The sequence below is a fragment of the Arthrobacter sp. BK1 genome, from assembly GCF_056680055.1.
In genome coordinates this window covers 165147-184905 of the sequence record NZ_CM155263.1, presented here as the reverse complement: position 1 = coordinate 184905, position 19759 = coordinate 165147, and the positions used below count along the sequence as shown (strand labels likewise).

Below are 19759 nucleotides of genomic sequence, written 5' to 3'. Positions count from 1 at the left end.
AGATGGCTTATCAGCCTTGGTCGTTGTGCTGTTCTGATGCGACTTCGCGGGCCGAGGTGATGACGTGGTCGCGCATTGCCCACTCCGCGCCCATGGCGTCTTTGGCCTGAATCATGGCCACGACCTTCCGGTGCTCTTCAACGGAACGCGAGATACGTCCCGGATGCGCGACGGTGGTCGCCACCAGTCGCCGGTAGTATGCAAGCTGGTTCATCAGCGTCCGGTATTGCTCTGCGAGCTTGCGGTGGTCGCTGCCATCGACAATGAGCTGGTGGAACTCGTGGACAAGCCGGGCGTAAGTTTCGGAGTCGCCATTCCGCGACGCCTCTTCCGAAGCTTCAATGTTGGCTTCCAGCTTTTCCAGTTCCGGTACGGGGCCGCGGCGTGCCATCAGGCCGGCGGCGAGGCCTTCCAGGATCTCCTTGAGCTGGAACATCTCAACGATTTCGCGACGGCTTGGTTCCCGCACGAAGGTCCCGACCTTGGGCCTGATCTCCACAAGCCCTTCGGCCTGCAGCTGCTTCAGAGCCTCCCGTACAGGAGTGCGGCTGACATTGAATTCCTCGGCCAGGCTCGTCTCGCTGAGTGCTGTTCCGGCCGGATAGTCACCGCTGAGGACCACTTGGCGGAGCCGGTCCAGCAATGGCGGCAGCGGCAGCTGGACGATTTCACTGGCTGAGGACTTCTTTGGACTCTGTTGCATGGTAGATAACGCTACATGGCGGTTTTCGAATACGTCAAGAGCTTGTATGCAACAGATTCCACCGCCTTTGCGATGGCGGCCTTGATCCCGAGAATACGGGATATTTCCGTTCACTTGTGAGCTGATGCACAGTAATTTCCGGCCAGCTATTGACCTGCGTCACATTGAGGATCTACCGTCTGTTGTATGGAACAGACATCCACCAGCGTTCCGCCAGCGCCCGTCGAGGCCCTCAGCGACGCCCCCTCTCCCTCTTCCCGCCCCCAGCGCGTCGGATCGGTTTTCTGGATCTCCCTGGGGCTCATCGCCGCCTTCGTCATCTGGGCGACAGTGTTCACCGACAACCTCAACGCCACCATGACAGCCGCCCAGAACTGGGTAACCGGCTCCGTGGGCTGGGGCTATCTGGTAGTCACCCTCGGCCTCATCGGGCTTCTTGTGTACATCATGTTCAGCCGGTACGGACGCCTCCGTCTGGGTCCCATCAACTCCCGTCCGGATTATCCGACTTACGCCTGGCTGGCGATGATCCTGTCGGCTGTGATGGGCGTGGGCCTCATCAGCTACGGTGTGGCCGAACCTATCTCCCACTTCGTCGTCCCTCCGCACGGACTGGCAGAACCCGGCTCGCGGGACGCAGCTGTCCGCGCCATGCAGTTCAGCTTCTTCGACTGGGGCATCCATGCCTGGGCCGTGTTCGCCGTCTTCGGCCTCGCCATCGGCTACTCCACGCATCGGCTGAAGCGAAGCGCGCTCGTCTCCACGATGCTCCGTCCAATTCTCGGCAAGACCGCGGACGGCTGGGGCGGCAAAGCTGTCGATGTCCTGGTGATCATCGCAACCCTCTTTGGCACCACCACATCGCTTGGCCTCGGTGCGGCACAAATCGATAACGGCATGCAGAGCGTCTTGGGGCTGCCCGGCGGCACGGCAATGCGGATCGGCATTATTGCGGTCATCACTGTGCTGTTCACCGCGTCGGCTCTCAGCGGCGTCCACCGCGGCATCCGTTACATCAGCCAGACCACCATGGTCCTGGCCGTCGGCCTCTTGGTCTTTGTCCTGGTCACGGGGCCCACCAACTTCATCACCAACCTGTTCTTCGAATCCATCGGCCGTTACGCCAACGATTTCATCTCGATGAGCCTGATCACCCCGCACAGCGATTCTGAACTGCAATGGATGCAGTGGTGGACGTACTTCATGCTGGCCTGGTGGATCGCCTGGGGCGCCTTCGTGGGTGTCTTCCTCGCCAAAATCTCCCGCGGCCGCACCATCCGCCAGTTCATCATCGGAGTTCTCGCCGTTCCCAGCCTTGTCTTCTTCATCTGGTTCACCGTCTTCGGCGGCACCGCGATCCACAGCGACATGACCGGTGACGGAGCCATCGGCAAAGCAGCGACCGCGGACGTCAACTCAGCATTCTTCGCCATGCTCGCAGATCTGCCCCTGACAAGCATTACGTCAGCCATCACCATCATCCTTGTTGTGCTGTTCTTCGTCTCCGGCGCCGACGCCAACACCTACGTCCTGAGCATGCTCTCGACCAAGGGCGTCCTCACACCCAAGCGCCCGGTGCTCGTCGTCTGGGGTGCCGTCACCGGGATCACGGCTATCGTTCTCCTGCTCGCCGGCGGCCTTGCAGCCCTTCAACAGGCGGTCATCCTCTCTGCCGCTCCGTTCACAGCCATCGTCGTCCTCCTGGCGATATCACTGATGATCGAACTTCGACGTGACCCCGAGATCCTCGCCATGGAAACCCTCAAAGGCCTGGCAACGCCAACACCAACCACCCACAGGGAAGAAGAAGAGAAGTGAGCAGCGCATCCGCAACCGGCGCCTCAACCAGGGCATCAGCAGTAGCCCAGGCCTGGTCCGCAGCCTGGAACGACGGTGACACCACCCTGTTCGAACAACTGCTGGACCCGTCGTACGAACGTCACTCCGCCGGATCCAAAGGCAGCCAGTCCTCCACTGAACTCATCGAGGCCATCCGGGCCTCCCGCGCCGCCTTCCCGGACCTGCACACCACCATCGATGCCATCATCGAAGAAGGCGACCACATGGCCATCTTCTGGCACAGCACAGGAACCCACCAGAACGAATTCCTTGGCGTGCCATCCACCCGTCGCACCGTCAAGACCTACGGATCCAACCACTGCGTTTTCAACAACGGCAGGCTCGTTACCGAAAATGTAACCTGGGATCCCCGACAGCTGCTCACCGCCCTCGGCATCATCTCCCTGGAGTCAGAATGAACGACACAACAGCACCCGAGCTGGCCGCCGACGTCGACCCGACGCTCGTCCGCGCCTTCAACAAACAGTTCGTCACCGGCGTCACCGTGGTTACTACAGACGACGACGGCGAGCCGCGCGGCCTGTGCGTCAACGCCTACGCATCAATCTCCTACGACCCGCCCGTCGTGATGGTCTGCGTCCAGCACAGTTCGAGCACACACCCCTCCCTGTTCCGGGCAACGCACCTGGGCATCAACATCATGGCGAACGACCAGAAGGACGTCGTAGGAATCTTTGCCGGAAAGAGCGTCAACAAGTTCGACCAGGTTGACTGGACCCCTGCCCCTCACGGCTCCCCAATGATCGCCGGCGCCGCCGCCTCCCTCGAAGCGGAAATCCGGGAACGCTTCCAGGCGAAGACCCATACCGTCTTCATCTGCCGCGTCCGCCACGTCACTGTTGCAGACAAAGAGCCCATCATCTACCGCGCCGCACATTTCTATGACGGCGGAGCTCTCACAGAGCTTCCCTGACCTGCCGGCTCGACAAACACAACACACTTTTCTGAGGAGACCCATGTCCAATTCGCTTGCCAGTCCACCCGCCGTCACCACGGGGCGCGAGCAGGAACTTCTGGCTCAGGTGCCCACCGGCCTGTTGATTGGCGGGCAGTGGGTGGAGGCGTCCGACGGCGGCACGTTCGATGTGCATGACCCCGCCACCGGCGAGGTGCTCGCCACCCTCGCCTCGGCCACCAGCGAGGACGCCGTTGCGGCTTTGGACGCTGCGGACGCCGTTCAGGCGTCCTGGGCGCGGACGGCACCACGGGTGCGGGCCGAGATCCTGCGCCGAGCCTTTGACCTGGTCACCGAACGCGCCGAGGACTTCGCGCTGCTGATGACCCTGGAGATGGGCAAACCCCTGGCCGAGGCCCGCGGTGAAGTCACCTACGGGGCGGAGTTCCTGCGCTGGTTCTCCGAAGAAGCGGTCCGGGACTACGGCAGGTACCTCACCACCCCCGAGGGCAAGAACAAGATCCTGGTCCAGCACAAACCCGTGGGCCCGTGCCTGCTGATCACACCCTGGAACTTCCCGCTGGCCATGGCCACCCGCAAGGTCGCCCCGGCGGTGGCCGCCGGCTGCACCATGGTTCTCAAACCCGCGAAACTCACGCCGCTGACCGCGCAGTACTTCGCGCAGACCATGCTCGACGCCGGGCTGCCCGCCGGGGTCCTGAACGTCGTCGCCTCTGCGTCGGCTTCGGGGATTTCCGGGCCGCTGCTCGCGGACCCGCGGTTGCGGAAGGTCTCCTTCACCGGCTCGACCCCAGTCGGTAAACGCCTCATGGCCGACGCGGCGCAGAACGTGCTGCGGACCTCCATGGAGCTCGGCGGGAACGCCCCGTTCATCGTGTTCGAGGACGCGGACCTCGATGCCGCCGTCGAAGGGGCGATGGCCGCGAAGATGCGGAACATGGGCGAGGCCTGCACCGCAGCCAACCGGTTCCTGGTCCAGGAGTCCGTCGCCGCAGAATTCACCGCCAAGTTCGCCGCCGCTATGGGCGCTCTGGCCACCGGCCGCGGAACCGACCCCGCCACCCAGGTGGGCCCGCTCATCGATGCCGGCGCACGGGACGACGTGCACGCCCTGGTGGCTGCCGCCGTCGACGCCGGAGCGGTAGCTGTCACAGGCGGCGCACTCCCGGACGGTGCTGGCTACTTCTACCCGCCCACCGTGCTCGCCAACGTCCCGAACGACGCGGCGATCCTGGGCCAGGAAATCTTCGGGCCCGTCGCCCCCGTGACGACGTTCACCACCGAGGAAGCGGCGATCCGGCTCGCCAACAACAGCGAATACGGCCTGGCCTCGTACCTCTACAGCCGGGACTTCAACCGCCTGCTCAGGGTGGCCGAGCAGATCGAGTTCGGCATGGTGGGTTTCAACGCGGGCGTCATTTCCAATGCCGCCGCACCTTTCGGCGGCGTCAAGCAATCAGGGCTTGGCCGCGAAGGCGGGTCCGAAGGCATTGCCGAATACACCACCACCCAATACATCGGCATCGCAGATCCCTACACCAGCTGACGGGCGGAATACTGCAGCGTCCCGGATGTCGCTGGGGTGCGCCGGCATCTGCTGGGTTCCAGCGTAAGCGTGTGCTTGGTACGACGGGCGGCTATTGAATCCCGTAGCTCGACCGAACGATGGGCGAAAAGATACGAGACGGAAACAAAACATTGACGGTTCGGACATCTGCGAGATGTTTACTGTTAGTAGTCACTGTTTACTACTGTAAATCGCTAAGGAATCCAGATGTCCACCGAAATCAACTTCCGTTACCTCAATGAGCCCGACATGATCCGGGCCGGTGTCGGCGATGTCGTTCGCTGCACCGATGTTATGGAGGAGGCTCTTGTTCTCCTCCGCCAGGGCGACTACCGGATGGCGGGGGATAATGGCAACTCGCACGGTGCGATGATCACTTTCCCCGAGAACCCTGGATTCGAGGGCATGCCCAAGGACGGGCCGGATCGCCGGTTTATGGCCATGCCTGCATATTTGGGCGGCCGCTTCGGTACCTCGGGCGTCAAGTGGTACGGCTCCAACACGGAAAACCGTCAGAAAGGGCTGCCGCGATCGATCCATGTATTTGTGCTGAACGATCGTGAGACGGGCGCGCCGCTGGCAATCATGAGCGCGAACCTTCTCAGCGCCTACCGTACCGGGGCGGTGCCGGGTGTAGGGGTTAAGCACCTCGCGAGGGCAGACGCTAAGGTCGCGGCCGTCGTCGGCCCGGGTGTCATCGCACGATCCGTCCTGGAGACGACGCTGGCCCTGCGCCCCTCGATCGACACGCTGCTGGTGAAGGGCCGAAGCGCCGCGAGCACGCAGGCGTTCATGGATTGGGCCAAGGCGAAGTTCCCGCAGCTGAGCAGCGTTGCCTCGGCGGAGACGATCGAGGAGGCAATTGCTGATGCTGACGTTGTTATGGCCACCACCTCAACGGACGCGGCTGGAAGCGATGCGTTTCCGTATTTCCCGAAATCGGCCATTAAGCCCGGCGCTCTGCTGCTTCTTCCGGCCGCTGCGCGGTTCGATGACGATTTCCTCGAGGGTGACGCGCGGCTTGTGATCGATGCTGAGGGCCTTTATCAGGCGTGGCTCGAGGAATATGGCGCCACCACTTACCAGATCCTGGGCATTCCGGGTTCGCACTGGTTCGGGTTGCTCGAGAACGGACAAATTCCCGCATCGAAGATCGAGGAAATCGCCGACATAGCGACCGGAAAGCTCCCCGGCCGCCGCAACGACGACGAAATCATCCTCTATTCCGTGGGTGGAATGCCGGTGGAGGATGTTGCGTGGGCAACGGATCTTTACCGCGTCGCCGAGGAGAAGAACATCGGCACTGTCCTGAATCTCTGGGACACACCGGCCCTCGCCTGAATCGCCGACGCCGCCGCAACCGGCCCCATCGGGTTTGTGAAACGCCAGTCATTGGCCTTTCTGCTGGAGCAGTTCAAGAGCTGAACGGGCTTGAGCCACAAGGCACCCGCTCCGAGTGGTTCGGTGCGGGTGCCTCGCTACTGCATCACGTCGTCCATCCCTGCGGCAGCGCTGGGGATTGCAGCGGCTTATTCCTCGGGAAGAGCGGCGAAAGCCTTCTTCGTGTCGCGGTACCATCCCATGCCCTTGATTGGGTTCTTCCAGCGACCCTTCATCGCGTCACGTGCCTCTTGATGAGCTGAGTCACCGGCCCGGACAGCTTCCTTGAGGTGCTGGTCCTGTGCGTTGATGATCTCGTCCGCAGTATTGGCCCGGAACGTGAGATCGCAGGGGCCACCGAGTTGCTTGCAGGTCATGCTTTTCATGGCTGTTTCCTCTGTAGTCATGCATCGAGTTGTGGAAACTCTCAGCGGGGATCCTTCCTGCCGTGAATCTTAGTCTGCTCGCTGAGGCTCCGGGCGCCGTCAGATTTCGCCACCACGCGTTCGCGGCGTGGGGCGAGAGCTGCCCAGCATTGCAGGGCCGTCAAATAGGAGAACCAGTCCCGTGCTGATCGAGGACAAGTTGGCCAGGGCGGTGGTGATACGGCCCACTAGACTCTCTTCATGCGCAGAACGTCGGCACGAGGCCCCGACACCGCTGGGAGGGAGCGCGTACTTATCCTGTCAGCAGGTGTAGGAGCGGGGCACAACAGCGCTGCTGCGGCGGTGCAGCAGGCATGTGCCGCGCGCGCCGACATTGACGAGGTGCAGGTGCTGGACGTGCTGCAGGTGAGCAGCGTCCTCTACCGCACACTGCTGGACAAAGGTTACTTCGTCCTGGTCGAGGACTTGCCGTGGCTGGTCGAGTGGGGCTACGACATCAACGACCGTCCGTTCCGGCGCAGGGGCCCGGTAGACCCCTGGACACGGGTGAACGCTCTTCCGGTGATCGGTGCCATCAGGCTATTCCGGCCGACCGCGATCGTGTGCACGCACTTCCTGCCCGCCCAACTGCTGGCGTCGCTGCTCCTACGCGGCGTGATTGACGCGAAGACCGCCGTCGTCACGACGGACTACGACTTCCAGGGCCTATGGCTTACGGGCGCGTTCCACGCGCTCCTCCTGGCGAGGGAGGAGGGGAGGGTGGAACTGATGGCGCTGGGTTTGCCCCCCGACCGCGTCGCAGCCACGGGCATCCCGATCGCCACCCAGCTGAACGTCGCGCCTGCGCGCGATGCAAACGAGCCCCCGATGCTGCTGATCTCGGCGGGCGCGACTGGGGGCGACTACGCCGTCTCGGTCGTGCGGCAGACGCTGCACATGCGCTCGTCTTTCACGGCCACGGTCCTGTGCGGACGCAACGATGCGCTGCGGCAGCGTATCGAGCAGCTGGTGGCGCCCGCTGGCGACCGCTACCGCGTGCTCGGCTTCACGGCGGAGATGCCGCAGCTGCTGCGCCGCGCCGACCTGTTTGTGGGCAAGCCGGGCGGGCTGTCGGCGTCGGAGTGCATGGCTGCAGGGCTGCCCATGGTGCTTGTGAACCCCATACCGGGGCAGGAGGACCGCAACGGCGATTACCTGCTGGAGCAGGGGGCGGCGGTCCGCTGCAACACCCCCGCGACGATCGGCTGGAAGATCGACGAGGTGCTGCGGGAGCCGGGCCGCCTGCAGCGGATGCAGGTGGCGGCGCGGAGAACCGGCCGCCCTGACGCTGCGGCGGACGTGCTGACCGGACTGCTGGACGGGCCGTCCCGTCCCCTGGTTGTGACACGCGGGGCGCAGAAGACAATCCTCGACGAGAGCGAGCGGCGCGTCGTTGCGACCGATCTGACGGGGCCCTCATCGCTGGTCCGCGTGGTCGACTCGGCTGCGGGTAGCACGGTCGCGCTGTTGCGAGCCGAGGAGTTGGGAGATCTGCAGAAGCGGTACGCCACCCCGGACGGTGGCCTGATACTCCGGCGCGGCCACGCGCTCATGTCGCTCAGGTGGGAGGAACGGCGGCTGCTCCGCGCCATTCTTCGGGGGGACGACGAGCTGCCCGTCCGCGTCGAGGGGCCCTCACCACCCCCTCGCCTCCTTCCCAAGGGACCGGCGGGAAACCACCACTAACGACCTCAGGCGGGCCGGCTGTCCGGGACGACTCCCTCGTCGATCCATCATTCCGCCGGAAACGCCGCACCCCCAGGGGTGCGGCGTTGGGCTGATCGTGTGAAAAAATGGGGGATCAGGTTTCATAGAGGAAGTGCGGGATCGTGCCAAGAGAAAGCACTGCTGAGGCGTCGCCCGAATCCGCGCCGAGCATGAACGATGTGGCGCGGGTGGCACGGGTCTCGCTGGGCACCGTTTCCAATGTGCTGAACAAACCCGAAATCGTGGCCGAAAGAACCCGGCTGAGGGTCCAGGCGGCCATCGAGGAACTGGGCTTTGTTCGGAACTCGGCGGCGCGTTCGCTGGCTGCCGGCAGCAGCAGGACCATTGGCCTGGTCCTGACGGATGTCGGCAACTCCCTGTTTGTCGACATCGCCCGCGGCGCAGAGACTGCCGCCACCGAAAACGGCCACGCCCTTCTGCTGGCCAACAGCGATGTCGATCTCCAGAAGCAGGAGGGGTACCTCGACATTTTTGATGAGGCCCGTGTTGCCGGAATCATCCTTGCACCGCTGGACGCGTCGCTGGACGGCGTAGACCGGGTTCGCCGCCACGGCCGCAACATCGTCCTGGTCAACTACGCCGGGGGGCGCACAGACTGTTGCAGCGTGCTGGTCGATGAAGAACATGGCGGCTATCTCGCAGCACGCCACCTGATCGACCTCGGGAGGCGGAGGCTGGTCTTCGCCGGCGGCCCGGACAACCTGCACGCCGTGAACGACCGCCGCAAGGGAGCCATGCGCGCCACGTCCGAGACCAGGGGCGCAGTCTCCCTTGAAGTGATCATCGGACGCAGCCTGAACAGCCCGGAGGGCCGCCGGATTGCGGGGGACCTGGCCAGCCGCGGCCGGAGCCGGATGCCTGACGGCATCATCGCACCGTCGGACCAGTTGGCTGCCGGCATTATCCACGAACTGACGGGAACGTACGGATTACGTGTGCCGCAGGACATCGCAGTCATCGGATACGACAACAACCAGTTCGCCAGCGAAGGCGCCATACCGCTGTCCACCATCGGCCAGCCCGGCCATGAGATGGGCAGGGTAGCCACAAAACTCCTGCTGGAAGAAGTGAGCCAGCCCGGCGAACACGTCCACCGAAACCTGATGCTGGAACCTACCCTCATCGCGCGTACCAGTACCCTGGGCCGCTGAAATTCACATTCACCTCCCCTCAAGGGGATAAACCACGACGGCGCGGGGCAGTTACCGTCCCCGCGCCGTCGTGGTTTTTTGGTCCGGATCTCCTAAGCCACCGGCTCCACTGCATAGCTGAATGTCCCTGGACCAACCTCCACCGGCGGCTGGCCGGGCAGCTCAACCCTGCCTGTGGAGCCTGTGGGCACTTCAATCTGAACGTTCAGGCCTGTCGTACCCAGGGTCCAGGAAATGCTGGCGGTCCCGTACGGGGTTTCATGCCGTGCTGAGGCGTGGGTGAGATCCCCTCCGGGCCGGGGTTTGAACAGGATCCTGCGGTAGCCGGGTTCCAGCGCCGAGAGCCCGGCGACCACACGATGCATCCAGTCCGCAACTGCTCCCAGGGCGTAGTGGTTGAAGGAGGTCATGTTTCCCGGATTGACGGTTCCGTCCGGCTGCATGGCGTCCCAACGTTCCCAGATGGTGGTGCCGCCCTGTTCCACGGCGTAGAGCCAGGACGGGCATTCCTTTTCAAGGAGCAGATCGTAGGCGGTATCCAGCGCGCCGACGTCGGTCAGTGCATCTGAGATGACCGGTGTTCCGGCAAAGCCGGTGGCAATCCTGTTTCCGCCGTCGGCAACCAACTCGGCCAGCCGCCCGCCGGCCAGCTGTTTCTGCTCTTCACTCGGGAAGAGGTCAAAAACGATGGCCAGGGCGTAAGCCGTCTGTGCGTCCCCGGCGACGGCCCCGGTCGGATACACGTACTCGGCAGCGAATGCCTTTGCGACAGCGCGCCCGAGCTCGGTGTAGTGCAGTTCATCCGCGGTGTTTCCCAGGACGCTGGCGATTTTCCCCAAATGGTTGGCCGACCACGCGAAGTAGGCCGTTGCCACGAGATATGGGTCAGTTTTGGCCGCAGTGGGGTCATGCGGGGGAGCTGTCGGATCCAGCCAGTCGCCCAGTTGGAAACCCGTGTTCCAGAGGTGCGTTGCGCCGGCCCGGGTGTCCATCAAATCCACCCACGCCTTGGCGCTGGCGTACTGGTCCCGGAGCACCTGGGTGTCCCCGAAGCGCTGGTAGATGGTCCACGGGGTGAGGACCGCTACGTCGCCCCAGACAGCACCGGGGCGGATCGGCGTCCATTCGTCGCCTCCGGGAATAACGGGAACGTACCAGGGAACCGTTCCGTCGGGAAGCTGTTCTACAGCGACGTCCTTCAACCACGAATTGAGCATTCCCGAGCAGTCGTAGAGGAATGAGGCCGTGGGCGCGAAGACCTGGATGTCGCCGGTCCAGCCGAGCCGCTCGTCCCGCTGCGGGCAGTCCGTGGGGATGTCCACGAAGTTGCCGCGCATGCTCCAGCGTACGTTTTCGTGAAGGCGGTTCAGGTCAGGGTTGGAGCTCTCGAACCAGCCCGTGCGCTCCATGTCCGTGTGGTAGACACGGGCCACGAGGTTTTCGCTGATGTCACCACCGGTCCAGCCGTCGATTTCGGCGTAGCGGAAGCCGTGGATGGTGAAGCGCGGTTCCCAGGTTTCCTGCCCGGTACCGGCAAGCGTGTACGTATCGGTGGAGATGGCGCGGCGGAGGGGCCTGGTGAAGAGCTCGCCGTCCTGGAGTACTTCGGCGTGGCGCAGAGTTACCTTTTCACCGTGCTTTCCCTGGACGGTGATCCGTAGGCGTCCCACCAGGTTCTGGCCGAAGTCGACCAGAAGCTTTCCGGCCGGGCTCGTGAAGATGCGGGCGGGGCGGACCTCCTCGGTGCAGCGCACCGGGGGTCCGTCCGGGGCAACGAGGGTGGCCGGATCCCGCGTGACGGTTATCACCGGGCTCCAGCCGCCGTCGTCGAATCCTGGTTCACTCCAGCCGGCAGGCAGCTGCCGGGCATCATAGGTTTCCCCCTCGTAGAGGCCAGTGAAACCGATGGGGCCAAAGCCGGCCTTCCATTCCGTGTCGGTCCCGATGACGGTTACGGTCCCGTCCACGTGGGTGAGGTGCAGTTGCGCGAGAAGGGCGACCTTGTCGCCGTACAGGTTGCGGTAACCGTCGTGGAATCCGATCCGGCCACGGTACCAGCCATCCGCCAGCCAGCTTCCGACGGCGTTATCACCTACGCGGACCAGATCAGTCACGTCATAGGTGTAGTAGCGCAGCCTTTCGCCGTAGACGGTCCAGCCCGGCGAGAGGATGTCAGTGCCCACACGCGTGCCGTTCAGTTCCATTTCATAGAGCCCGTGAGCGGTGACGTACAGCCGGGCTTTGGCGATGGGGGAGTGCACGGTGAACTCGCGACGGAGCAGCGGGGGGCGGCGGTCTGACTCAGGGTCCTCATCCCAGGCCGGACTGATGGCGGAGGCGGTCCAGTCCCTGGTTTCCAGGAGCCCGGCCTCAACCACGGCTGGTTCACTCCAAGCACTGGGCTCGCTCTCCGCTCCATCATTCGGCGAACCCCAGACCCGCACGCGGACAGAAGCTTCCTCTCCGGAGCGAAGCGGTTCGGCCGGCCAAGGTACCAGCACGGACGCGCCTGACTCGATACGGTTACCCAGGAGGGTTTCACCCTTACGGACTGTCTGAACCTGGTAGGCCGTCTGCGTCCAGCCGGGCATGCCCGCAGTCTTCCATGAGATGCGGGGCCGGCTTTCGCCCACGCCGAGTGCCTCGCGGTGGTGATCGAAGGCAACGGGCATAACGGTCGGTGGCATGGTGTGGATCTCCTGGAATGGTGGTGAAGGAATGTCGGGTTTGTCCGCGGGCGGTCCGTCCGGGCGGGGCATCAGGCTGTCCTAGCCCTTGACCGCGCCGCCGGCCAGGCCCTTCATGACGCGCTGATTGAGGAAGAGGTACAGGACCAGTGTTCCGAAGACGTTGATGCAGATCGCCGCGAAGAGCGGGCCGTACTGCACTGCGCCGAACTCGCCGGTGAAGTTCAGCAGGCCGACCTGGATGGTGTTCAGCTCGGCATTGTTCGTGAACGTCAGCGCGATCAGCAGGTCATTCCAGATGAAGAAGAACTGAACCAGCGCCACGGTGAAGACGGCATTGCGGACCATGGGGAACCCAATGGAGAAGAACGCGCGGATCATGCTGGCGCCGTCGAGCGTTGCGGCCTCGAAAACCTCCCGTGGTACGGCGCGGAAGTAGGTGGCCATCATAAACACGGTCAGGGGAAGGCCGGTGGCTGTGTACGTGATGATGAGCGGCCAGAGCGTTCCGGTCAGGCCCACCTGGAAATAGGCCGAAAAGAGCGGGAGCAGGATCATCTGGCCCGGGACCATAATTCCGGCGAGGAAGGTCAGCAGGACGGCGTTGCGGCCCTTCCATACCAATACTTCGAGGGCGAAGCCGGCGGCGACACCAAACAGCACGATGAGGAACAACGAGGGGATGGTGGCGATCAGGCTGTTGCCCACATAGGTTGCCAGGTTCCCTGTGGTCCAGGCTTCGGTGTAGTTATCGAAGCTGAAGTTCTGCGGGAGAGTCCAGACGGGGCTGTTGAGGAATTCATCCTGCGTTTTGAATGAGCCCATGAAGAGCCAGACGAGCGGGTAGATCTCCACGATCAGGAGGAGGGCTACCAGCAACTGGACGGGGAGGCGTTTAAGTGCCTTGATTCTTGGTTCGCGGCGGCGGGCTGGAGCTGAGGGGCCCGCGCCGGTGCGGGCCGGGAATGTGACAGGTGCGGTCATCGTCGGTCAGTCCTTGGTCAGGTCGCGGCGCGACGAGCGGAAGATGAACAGGGTGACGATCAGGCAGAGGATCGTCAGGAGCAGGGCCACTGTGCTGCCGTAGCCGTAGTCGCCGTAGGTGAACGAGGTCCGGAACATGTGCAGGGTCAGGGGCGTGGTTGCGCTGCCGGGTCCGCCGTTGGTGAGTGCCACGATGGAGTCGAATACCTTCAAAGTCCCGTTGATGCTGAAGATGATCGAGGACAACAGGACGGGCAGGGAGAGCGGCAGGACGATGTGGCGGATGAGGCGGAGCCCCTGTGCGCCATCGAGCCGGGCTGATTCAAGGATGTCTTCGGGGATGTCTACGAGCCCGGTGTACAGCAGGACGGCGTAGAAGCCCATTGACCTCCAGAGGTCCATGATGACGATGACCCAGAATGCTTTGGAGCCGTCGCCGAGCCAATCGATGGAGCCCATTCCGAAAACATTGAGGGCGGAGTTGACGAGGCCGTTCTGCGGTGCGATTTCGAACATCTTCTGGAACAGGAGCGCCACGGCAACGGTGGGGAGCACAACGGGGAAGAAGACCAGGGTCCGGATCAGGCTAGAGCCCCGTTTGAGGGCAAATACATAAAGCAGTGAGAGGAAGTACCCCAGAAGAACCTGGCCGGCCGTGATGACGACGGCGTATCGGACGGTGAACCAGAGGGCTTCGCCGACGGCGGGGTCGGAGAAGAGCTTTTCGAAGTTGGAGAGTCCGGCGAAGGTGAAGCCCGTGATGGCGTTGCCGGAGAGGAAGGTGTAGCCGAGGGACCAGAAAACTGGAACCAGCATGGCCAGGGTGTAGACCAGCAGGGCGGGACCAAGCAGGACGACTACGGCCTTCTTGTCTCCGAGGACGTTGTTCATGGTGCTTCTTTCATCGGATGTGGATACCGGGTGCCGGGGCCGGCTTTCGCCGGCCCCGGCAGTGGCGCTTACTTGGTGTTCAGATCGTTCTGGACGAGTTCCATGAACTTCTGCGGGGTGATGCTGCCGGAAACGAGGCCGGCTGCGTTGGTCTGGCTTGTGGTGGTGGCCTTGGTGCTGAAGAGCGCCTCGAACCAGAGAACACTTTCCTTGGTGTTGTTCACCGTTTCCTGGGTGGACTTCACCAGCGGCGGGACGCTGTCAACCGGGGTGCTCAGCTTGAACCCCGAGATCGAGTTCTTGTCCTTGAGGGCGGTGCTGCCGTAGTTGGTGGCAATGCATTTGAGCCAGGCGGCGGCCTTATCGTCGTATTTCTTGGCATTGAAGGTCATTGGCAGGCCCACATTTGCGGCGTACTGGTTGTCAATTCCCTGGCCACCGTCGACCTTGGGGAACGGCATGAAGCCGATGTTTTCCTCGCCGATCTTGTTCTGGGCCTTGTCGTTGAAGTTGGAGAGGATCCAGCTGCCCATGTAGAACATGCCGGCCTTGCCGCTGAGGAACTGCGAGGCGGCGGTGTCGTAGTCGATGGAGCCGATGCCCTGGCCGAAGTAGCCCTTGGCGCCGAGGTCAGCGACCGCTTCAGCTGCCTTGACGTATTCGGGGTCCGTCAGCTTTGCCTGGCCGTCGGCGACCTTCTTCAGGGCATCCGGTCCCAGATCACTGAAGAGGTACCCGCTGACGAGGCGGGTCAGAGGCCAGCCCTGCTTACCGGACGCGGAAAGAGGGGTGACTCCGGCGGCCTTAAGCTTTTCACCGGCTGCAACGAAATCGTCCCAGGTCTTCGGTGCCTCGATACCGTTCTCAGCAAAGAGCTTTTTGTTGTACCAGACCCCTTCGACGTTGTACTGGTAAGGCAGGACGTTGAGCTTGCCGCCGTAGAGGGACTTGATGGTGGACGCGGCACCGGGCAGGATGGCGTCGGAAATGTTCAGGTCCTTGAGTGCCTTCTCAAAGTCAAGGATGTTCCCGGACTTGTCCAGGTCCTGCGTCAGTGCGGGAGCGTTGCCGGCAGCGAACTGGGTGGGAAGCGCATTCTGGCCGGCGAGCAACTGCAGCTTCTGGTCCAGGCCGGTCTGGGGGACCGTTTCGATCTTCAGCGGAGCGGCGTCGTTTTCCGCTTTACACTGATCCTTGCTCAGGACTTCGAGCTCACCTCGGATGGTGGTGTTTTCGACGTTTGTCAGGTAAGTGAACTCTTTGGACGCTTGGGCGGATACTCCGCCACCGCCTGCGCCGCATCCCGTCAGGAGCAGGGTCAGGGCACCGACTGAAGCGATGACGGGGGCTATTACGCGGGACTTGGGCCGCGACAGAACAGAAACCACAGTTCCTCCTTGAAGTGTGCTCCGGATTGAAGCGTTTCAAGTTTGAGTATGGGTGCAGGCGGGGGCATGTGTCAAGCGTCACGCAGCAACAAATTTAAGCGCTTCAAGAAGATTCGAGTACCGCTCAGTGTTATTCGAACATGGACATGAACATCCGCGGCTAAGAAGTCGGTGGCCGCCGTCCGGGTTGCGCTTATTGCCGTGGCGCACGGCTCACTTCAATAGCCCGGCGTCGTGGTTCGCAAGGTAGTCCAGGCCAGCGTCGATGCCTGAGACCGTAAAATCGCATGTCGACGGGCCCGGGCGGGTTTGGCTTGGGGGAAGAGGCAACTGATTCAGATGTCACCGAACGGTGACAGCTGAATCTGTGACACCGCCTGCGAGCCGGTAGCCGTCATCCGCTTAGAACAGCGGCCAGGGGACCGCCGGCATCTCACCGCTTGGAGACGGAAACCGCCCCGCCGAGCGCAACCGGGCGCAGCGCGCGGCGAGCGATGCGATTTCTTCCGCGCTGAGCAAGTCTGCCAGCTTTCGGCCCAGCACACCCTGCAGTCCTTCGCTGACACGATCGACGCCGTCGCGCTCCTCTGCGGTCAGTGCGTCTCCCAACCATCCCCACAGCACGGTGCGCAGCTTGTGCTCACGGTGAAAGGTGAGCCCGTGGTCCACGCCGTGCCGGCGTCCGTCGGTGATGGCAAGGATGTGATCGCCTTTACGGTCCGCGTTGTTCACGACGACGTCGAACACCGCCATGCGCCGGAGCGCCGGAGTGTCTTCGTGGACAAGGGCGACCACCCGTCCATTCTCATCCTGGCCCTCGAGGACGTGTTTCCAGCCGTTCTCCGGTAGCTCGTCCGACACAACGAGATCCACCGCGTTCTGGTCGGTGTCTGTCTCCTGCCACAGTTGCACCATCCCTTCACCGAACGGACCATCGCGCAGCCAGGTAGGCGGCACCACATTCCAGCCGAGGGCCTCTGAAACCAGGTAGGCGGCAACCTCCCGGTGGGCTAGGAAGCCATCGGGAAAATCCCACAGCGGTTTCTCTCCGGCTATCGGCTTATAGACGACTTTCGTGTCCCCGATGCTGCCCAGGAAGGTGGCGTTCGACGCTGTCGTTATGCGCCCAGTGAGCGTCAGCTCGGCCGTAAACAGGTCGGGCGCCGGCATCAGACCTCGGGCCGGGTGCAGACGTGCCCGTCGGCGTCTACGGGGTAACCGCAGAGCGGGCACGCGGGACGCCCGGCGCCCACAACCTCACGCGTGCGCTGAGCGAATGCGCGGGCGGAGCCAACCGGCATCCGCACCAGCAGCATTTCGGGCACGTCAGCGCCGTCCAGATCAAGCGATTCGGTGTTGTCATCAGCGTCGACGTCGGTGATCGGGTAGGCCTCTATCACGACCTGCGCCGTCGTCGGGTCCCAACCTAAACTCATGGCACCGGTGCGAAATTGTTCCTGAACGGCCTCGAGCTGGTCATTGTCAACCAATTCAACGGGGGTACTGGTGGGAACGCTATGGGGGTTGCCCTCGACGGTGAGGAGCTGGTCGAGCATTTCGTCGATCTTCTCCGCAAGCAGAGCCGACTGCTGCTTCTCCAGGGCGATACTCACGATCTGCGTCCCTGCGCGCACTTGCAGGTAGAACGTACGCGCCCCCGGAAGGCCAATGGTTCCGACAACGACCCGATCAGGCCAGGCAAACTCGTGAACACGTGTAGGCATGTCAGTATTTTAGGCACAAGAGACTCATGGCGCCTTTTTCCCTGCACCGCCGCCCACCGGCGCATCGTCAGAATGGATGACGTTCGACAGCCACGACAGATCACCCGCGTCGGTGTTGGTTGCGTAGACGCTCGGCCGGCTCGCGCCGTAGCGCACGATCGATACTGAGGCGGGGCCTACGTTAATACGCTGGAACAGGTCAAGGTGCATGCCCAGCGCGTCGGCGAGGATTGACTTGATGATGTCACCGTGACTCACCGCCACCCACACGGCCCCTGGCCCGTACTCGGCTTCGAAGGCTGCATCGTGGCGTCGAATCGCTGCCACCGACCGGGCCTGCATCGCGGCCATGGATTCACCGCCGGGAAAGACGACGGCGGACGGTTGGGACTGCACAACCGGCCACAAATCCTCGGTCGCGAGATCACTCAGCGTGCGGCCCTGCCACCGGCCGTAATCGCACTCGGTGAGATCGGGATCGACCGGCGCGTACGGCATGCCGGCCTGGCGATCGAGGATGAGCTGGGCGGTCTGCTGACAACGCTCAAGAGGGCTCGACACCACCCCGACCAGGGGCACGGCCGCGAGGCGGTCTCCGGCCAGAGCCGCCTGGTTGCGCCCGATCTGGTCCAGGCTGACGCCGACGGCCCGGCCAGCCAGCAGTCCAGTTGCATTGGCTGTGGTGCGGCCGTGCCGCACGAGAATAACTGTCGCCATCCACCCAGCCTAACCACCACTCGATGGGTGTATGAACCGTACCGGGTCGCGCGCACCGGGAGCAGATCCTGAGCTCAGCGCGGCGGATAGCTGATACTGGTCATGCCATTGGGACCCGGGTGCAGGCGGCGGGAATTTTCGGTCCGGTCCGGCGTTAGGTCTGAGTATGAAAGCTATCGTGTACCGTGCCACCGGTGGTCCGTCTGTCCTCGAGCTTATCGACCGTGGCATCCGCGACCCGGGGCCCGGGGAGGTACGCGTGCGGATCATGGTGTCCGCGGTGAACCCCACTGACTGGAAGTCGCGCCGGGGCGCCAAGCCGGGCGAGTCCTTGCCTTTCGCGGAGGTCGTACCCAACCAGGACGGCGCCGGAGTGGTGGATGCCGTCGGATCCGGCGTCGAGAGTCTCCACGTCGGTGACAGGGTTTGGCTGGCCCTGGCCGCCTACCAGCGCGCCGACGGCGGGACAGCCCAGGAGTTCGCCGTCCTGCCGGCCGAGCGGGTCTTCCCGCTGCCGGAGAACGCAGGGTTCGACCTCGGCGCAAGCCTGGGCGTTCCCGCGGTTACCGCCCATCGTGCCCTGACCATTGCCGAGGATGGCCCGCGGCGGCTGCACCCGGGAGCCTTGGATGGCAAAGTGGTTCTCGTCGCGGGAGGAGCCGGCGCCGTGGGTCACGCGGCGATCCAGCTCGCCAAGTGGGCCGGAGCCTCTGTGGTCACGACCGTGAGCGGACCAGCGAAGGCTGCGCTGGTCACGGCCGCCGGCGCCGATCACGTCATCAATTACCGGGAATCCGACGCGGCCGCGGAGATCCGCCGGATCGCTCCCGACGGCGTCGACCAGATCGTAGAGGTCGCACCCGCGCAGAACGCGGAACTCGACCTGGCAGTGATCCGCAACCGCGGCTCCATCGCCGTCTACGCTAACAATGGCGGCGACCTGGTGAGCCTGGACGTGCGAAGGCATTTCAGCCTCAATGTCCGCTACCAGTTCGTGCTGCTCTACACCGTCGGCATGGCGGCGGTGAAAGCCGCAGCCGAGGACATCAATGCGGCCATCGCCGACGGCGCCCTCCCGGTGGGAGAGGCCGCAGGCCTGCCGCTGCATCGCTTTGACCTGGTTGACACGGCCGCGGCCCACCAGGCGGTGGAAGGGAGCATCGTCGGCAAGGTGCTGATCGATGTGTCAGCGGGCTAGCCGATAACGGATCGAGTCCTGGACCTCGGCTCAGTTGCGTCTGTCATGTAGTTCCAGGCCGTCAGGCCATGAAGGATATGTCACTGTAGCTGCAGCTCAGAGGAGTCATCAGCAGACAGGTCCCTGTGCGGGTCGTTGCACCGGTGCCCTGAGCTTCGACTACAGGACTCACGGTTCGAAGACCGAGGTCAGTAATAAAAAAGCGAGTACAGACTACTCGGGTCATGCGAACCTGACCGGCTTACTGTGGGCGGATGAGTATTTTGAGCTGTCCTACTCAGATTTGTTGTCCGGCGGAGCTTCCGCGCTTCGTCGGCTCATTGATCGGTGTACATATTTCAACGTGTGGTGCCGCCACGTTCCGCCGGAATCCGGAAACATCCCTGCGTGCCTTCCGCGCGCTAAGGGGCGGAGACGCGGAGATTAACGGGCTGGCCACC

Annotated in this window: 17 protein-coding genes; 8 read left to right on the top strand and 9 right to left on the bottom strand. The window is 63.5% G+C overall.

The annotated features are described in order from the left end of the window. Positions 1 to 10: 10 nt before the first annotated feature. Positions 11 to 703: a GntR family transcriptional regulator gene (locus tag AC1MCA_RS00830; RefSeq protein WP_479800500.1), complete on the bottom strand. Its 693-nt coding sequence runs from the start codon at positions 701 to 703 to the stop codon at positions 11 to 13. A gap of 186 nt (positions 704 to 889) precedes the next feature. Between AC1MCA_RS00830 and AC1MCA_RS00825 the strand changes: the two genes are divergently transcribed. From AC1MCA_RS00825 to AC1MCA_RS00805, 5 genes are all read left to right on the top strand, one after another. Next, positions 890 to 2521, top strand: a complete 1632-nt coding sequence (locus AC1MCA_RS00825) for a BCCT family transporter (protein ID WP_479800499.1) — start codon at positions 890 to 892, stop codon at positions 2519 to 2521. After that, positions 2518 to 2961, top strand: coding sequence for an ester cyclase (locus AC1MCA_RS00820; protein ID WP_479800498.1), 444 nt, complete (start codon positions 2518 to 2520; stop codon positions 2959 to 2961). Before AC1MCA_RS00825 ends, AC1MCA_RS00820 begins: the two co-directional genes overlap by 4 nt. Beyond that, positions 2958 to 3476 carry a flavin reductase family protein gene (locus AC1MCA_RS00815; protein WP_479800497.1) on the top strand — a complete coding sequence of 173 codons (519 nt, stop codon included), beginning with the start codon at positions 2958 to 2960 and terminating at the stop codon, positions 3474 to 3476. The genes AC1MCA_RS00820 and AC1MCA_RS00815 overlap by 4 nt, the downstream gene beginning before the upstream one ends. Before the next feature lie 43 nt (positions 3477 to 3519). Next, positions 3520 to 5025, top strand: coding sequence for an NAD-dependent succinate-semialdehyde dehydrogenase (locus tag AC1MCA_RS00810; RefSeq protein WP_479800496.1), 1506 nt, complete (start codon positions 3520 to 3522; stop codon positions 5023 to 5025). Between the two features lie 228 nt (positions 5026 to 5253). After that, positions 5254 to 6387 (top strand): tyramine oxidase subunit B, encoded by a 1134-nt coding sequence (locus AC1MCA_RS00805; RefSeq protein WP_479800494.1) that lies wholly within the window; start codon positions 5254 to 5256, stop codon positions 6385 to 6387. A 188-nt stretch (positions 6388 to 6575) separates the two neighbouring features. On the opposite strand, the gene AC1MCA_RS00800 is transcribed toward AC1MCA_RS00805, so the two are convergent. Next, positions 6576 to 6812 carry a DUF1059 domain-containing protein gene (locus AC1MCA_RS00800; RefSeq protein ID WP_479800493.1) on the bottom strand — a complete coding sequence of 79 codons (237 nt, stop codon included), beginning with the start codon at positions 6810 to 6812 and terminating at the stop codon, positions 6576 to 6578. 240 nt (positions 6813 to 7052) lie between these two features. Between AC1MCA_RS00800 and AC1MCA_RS00795 the strand changes: the two genes are divergently transcribed. Together AC1MCA_RS00795 and AC1MCA_RS00790 are read left to right on the top strand one after the other, a co-directional pair. Further along, entirely contained in the window at positions 7053 to 8537 is a 1485-nt protein-coding gene (locus AC1MCA_RS00795; protein WP_479800492.1) for an MGDG synthase family glycosyltransferase, read from the top strand. Between the two features lie 143 nt (positions 8538 to 8680). Then, positions 8681 to 9730 carry a LacI family DNA-binding transcriptional regulator gene (locus AC1MCA_RS00790; RefSeq protein WP_479800491.1) on the top strand — a complete coding sequence of 350 codons (1050 nt, stop codon included), beginning with the start codon at positions 8681 to 8683 and terminating at the stop codon, positions 9728 to 9730. A gap of 92 nt (positions 9731 to 9822) precedes the next feature. On the opposite strand, the gene AC1MCA_RS00785 is transcribed toward AC1MCA_RS00790, so the two are convergent. The 7 genes from AC1MCA_RS00785 to AC1MCA_RS00755 all read right to left on the bottom strand — a co-directional run bounded on the left by AC1MCA_RS00785 (position 9823) and on the right by AC1MCA_RS00755 (position 18121). After that, positions 9823 to 12417, bottom strand: a complete 2595-nt coding sequence (locus tag AC1MCA_RS00785; protein ID WP_479800490.1) for a family 78 glycoside hydrolase catalytic domain — start codon at positions 12415 to 12417, stop codon at positions 9823 to 9825. A gap of 81 nt (positions 12418 to 12498) precedes the next feature. Next, positions 12499 to 13401: a carbohydrate ABC transporter permease gene (locus tag AC1MCA_RS00780; RefSeq protein WP_479800489.1), complete on the bottom strand. Its 903-nt coding sequence runs from the start codon at positions 13399 to 13401 to the stop codon at positions 12499 to 12501. A gap of 6 nt (positions 13402 to 13407) precedes the next feature. Continuing rightward, complete coding sequence (locus AC1MCA_RS00775) at positions 13408 to 14292, bottom strand: carbohydrate ABC transporter permease (RefSeq protein WP_436058694.1); 885 nt, start codon at positions 14290 to 14292, stop codon at positions 13408 to 13410. Between the two features lie 68 nt (positions 14293 to 14360). Further along, complete coding sequence (locus AC1MCA_RS00770; protein ID WP_479800488.1) at positions 14361 to 15680, bottom strand: ABC transporter substrate-binding protein; 1320 nt, start codon at positions 15678 to 15680, stop codon at positions 14361 to 14363. Between the two features lie 402 nt (positions 15681 to 16082). Further along, positions 16083 to 16850 (bottom strand): SCO1664 family protein, encoded by a 768-nt coding sequence (locus AC1MCA_RS00765; RefSeq protein ID WP_479800487.1) that lies wholly within the window; start codon positions 16848 to 16850, stop codon positions 16083 to 16085. Beyond that, a complete protein-coding gene (locus AC1MCA_RS00760) occupies positions 16850 to 17404 on the bottom strand; it encodes a DUF3090 domain-containing protein (RefSeq protein WP_479800486.1) in 555 nt (184 codons plus the stop codon). The genes AC1MCA_RS00765 and AC1MCA_RS00760 overlap by 1 nt, the downstream gene beginning before the upstream one ends. Positions 17405 to 17428: 24 nt before the next feature. Then, on the bottom strand, positions 17429 to 18121 hold the full coding sequence (locus tag AC1MCA_RS00755) for a histidine phosphatase family protein (protein WP_479800485.1): 693 nt from the start codon (positions 18119 to 18121) through the stop codon (positions 17429 to 17431). 166 nt (positions 18122 to 18287) lie between these two features. Between AC1MCA_RS00755 and AC1MCA_RS00750 the strand changes: the two genes are divergently transcribed. Next, positions 18288 to 19319 (top strand): NADPH:quinone reductase, encoded by a 1032-nt coding sequence (locus tag AC1MCA_RS00750; protein ID WP_479800484.1) that lies wholly within the window; start codon positions 18288 to 18290, stop codon positions 19317 to 19319. Positions 19320 to 19759 lie beyond the last annotated feature (440 nt).

Excerpts from the sequence above, each read along its gene's own strand:
- AC1MCA_RS00800 (WP_479800493.1), bottom strand. The coding sequence starts at position 6,812 with ATGAAAAGCATGACCTGCAAGCAACTCGGTGGCCCCTGCGATCTCACG.
- AC1MCA_RS00830 (WP_479800500.1), bottom strand. The coding sequence starts at position 703 with ATGCAACAGAGTCCAAAGAAGTCCTCAGCCAGTGAAATCGTCCAGCTG.
- AC1MCA_RS00780 (WP_479800489.1), bottom strand. The coding sequence starts at position 13,401 with ATGACCGCACCTGTCACATTCCCGGCCCGCACCGGCGCGGGCCCCTCA.
- AC1MCA_RS00755 (WP_479800485.1), bottom strand. The coding sequence starts at position 18,121 with ATGGCGACAGTTATTCTCGTGCGGCACGGCCGCACCACAGCCAATGCA.
- AC1MCA_RS00785 (WP_479800490.1), bottom strand. The coding sequence starts at position 12,417 with ATGCCACCGACCGTTATGCCCGTTGCCTTCGATCACCACCGCGAGGCA.
- AC1MCA_RS00750 (WP_479800484.1), top strand. The coding sequence starts at position 18,288 with ATGAAAGCTATCGTGTACCGTGCCACCGGTGGTCCGTCTGTCCTCGAG.
- AC1MCA_RS00815 (WP_479800497.1), top strand. The coding sequence starts at position 2,958 with ATGAACGACACAACAGCACCCGAGCTGGCCGCCGACGTCGACCCGACG.
- AC1MCA_RS00795 (WP_479800492.1), top strand. The coding sequence starts at position 7,053 with ATGCGCAGAACGTCGGCACGAGGCCCCGACACCGCTGGGAGGGAGCGC.
- AC1MCA_RS00805 (WP_479800494.1), top strand. The coding sequence starts at position 5,254 with ATGTCCACCGAAATCAACTTCCGTTACCTCAATGAGCCCGACATGATC.
- AC1MCA_RS00775 (WP_436058694.1), bottom strand. The coding sequence starts at position 14,292 with ATGAACAACGTCCTCGGAGACAAGAAGGCCGTAGTCGTCCTGCTTGGT.
- AC1MCA_RS00825 (WP_479800499.1), top strand. The coding sequence starts at position 890 with ATGGAACAGACATCCACCAGCGTTCCGCCAGCGCCCGTCGAGGCCCTC.
- AC1MCA_RS00760 (WP_479800486.1), bottom strand. The coding sequence starts at position 17,404 with ATGCCTACACGTGTTCACGAGTTTGCCTGGCCTGATCGGGTCGTTGTC.
- AC1MCA_RS00765 (WP_479800487.1), bottom strand. The coding sequence starts at position 16,850 with ATGCCGGCGCCCGACCTGTTTACGGCCGAGCTGACGCTCACTGGGCGC.
- AC1MCA_RS00810 (WP_479800496.1), top strand. The coding sequence starts at position 3,520 with ATGTCCAATTCGCTTGCCAGTCCACCCGCCGTCACCACGGGGCGCGAG.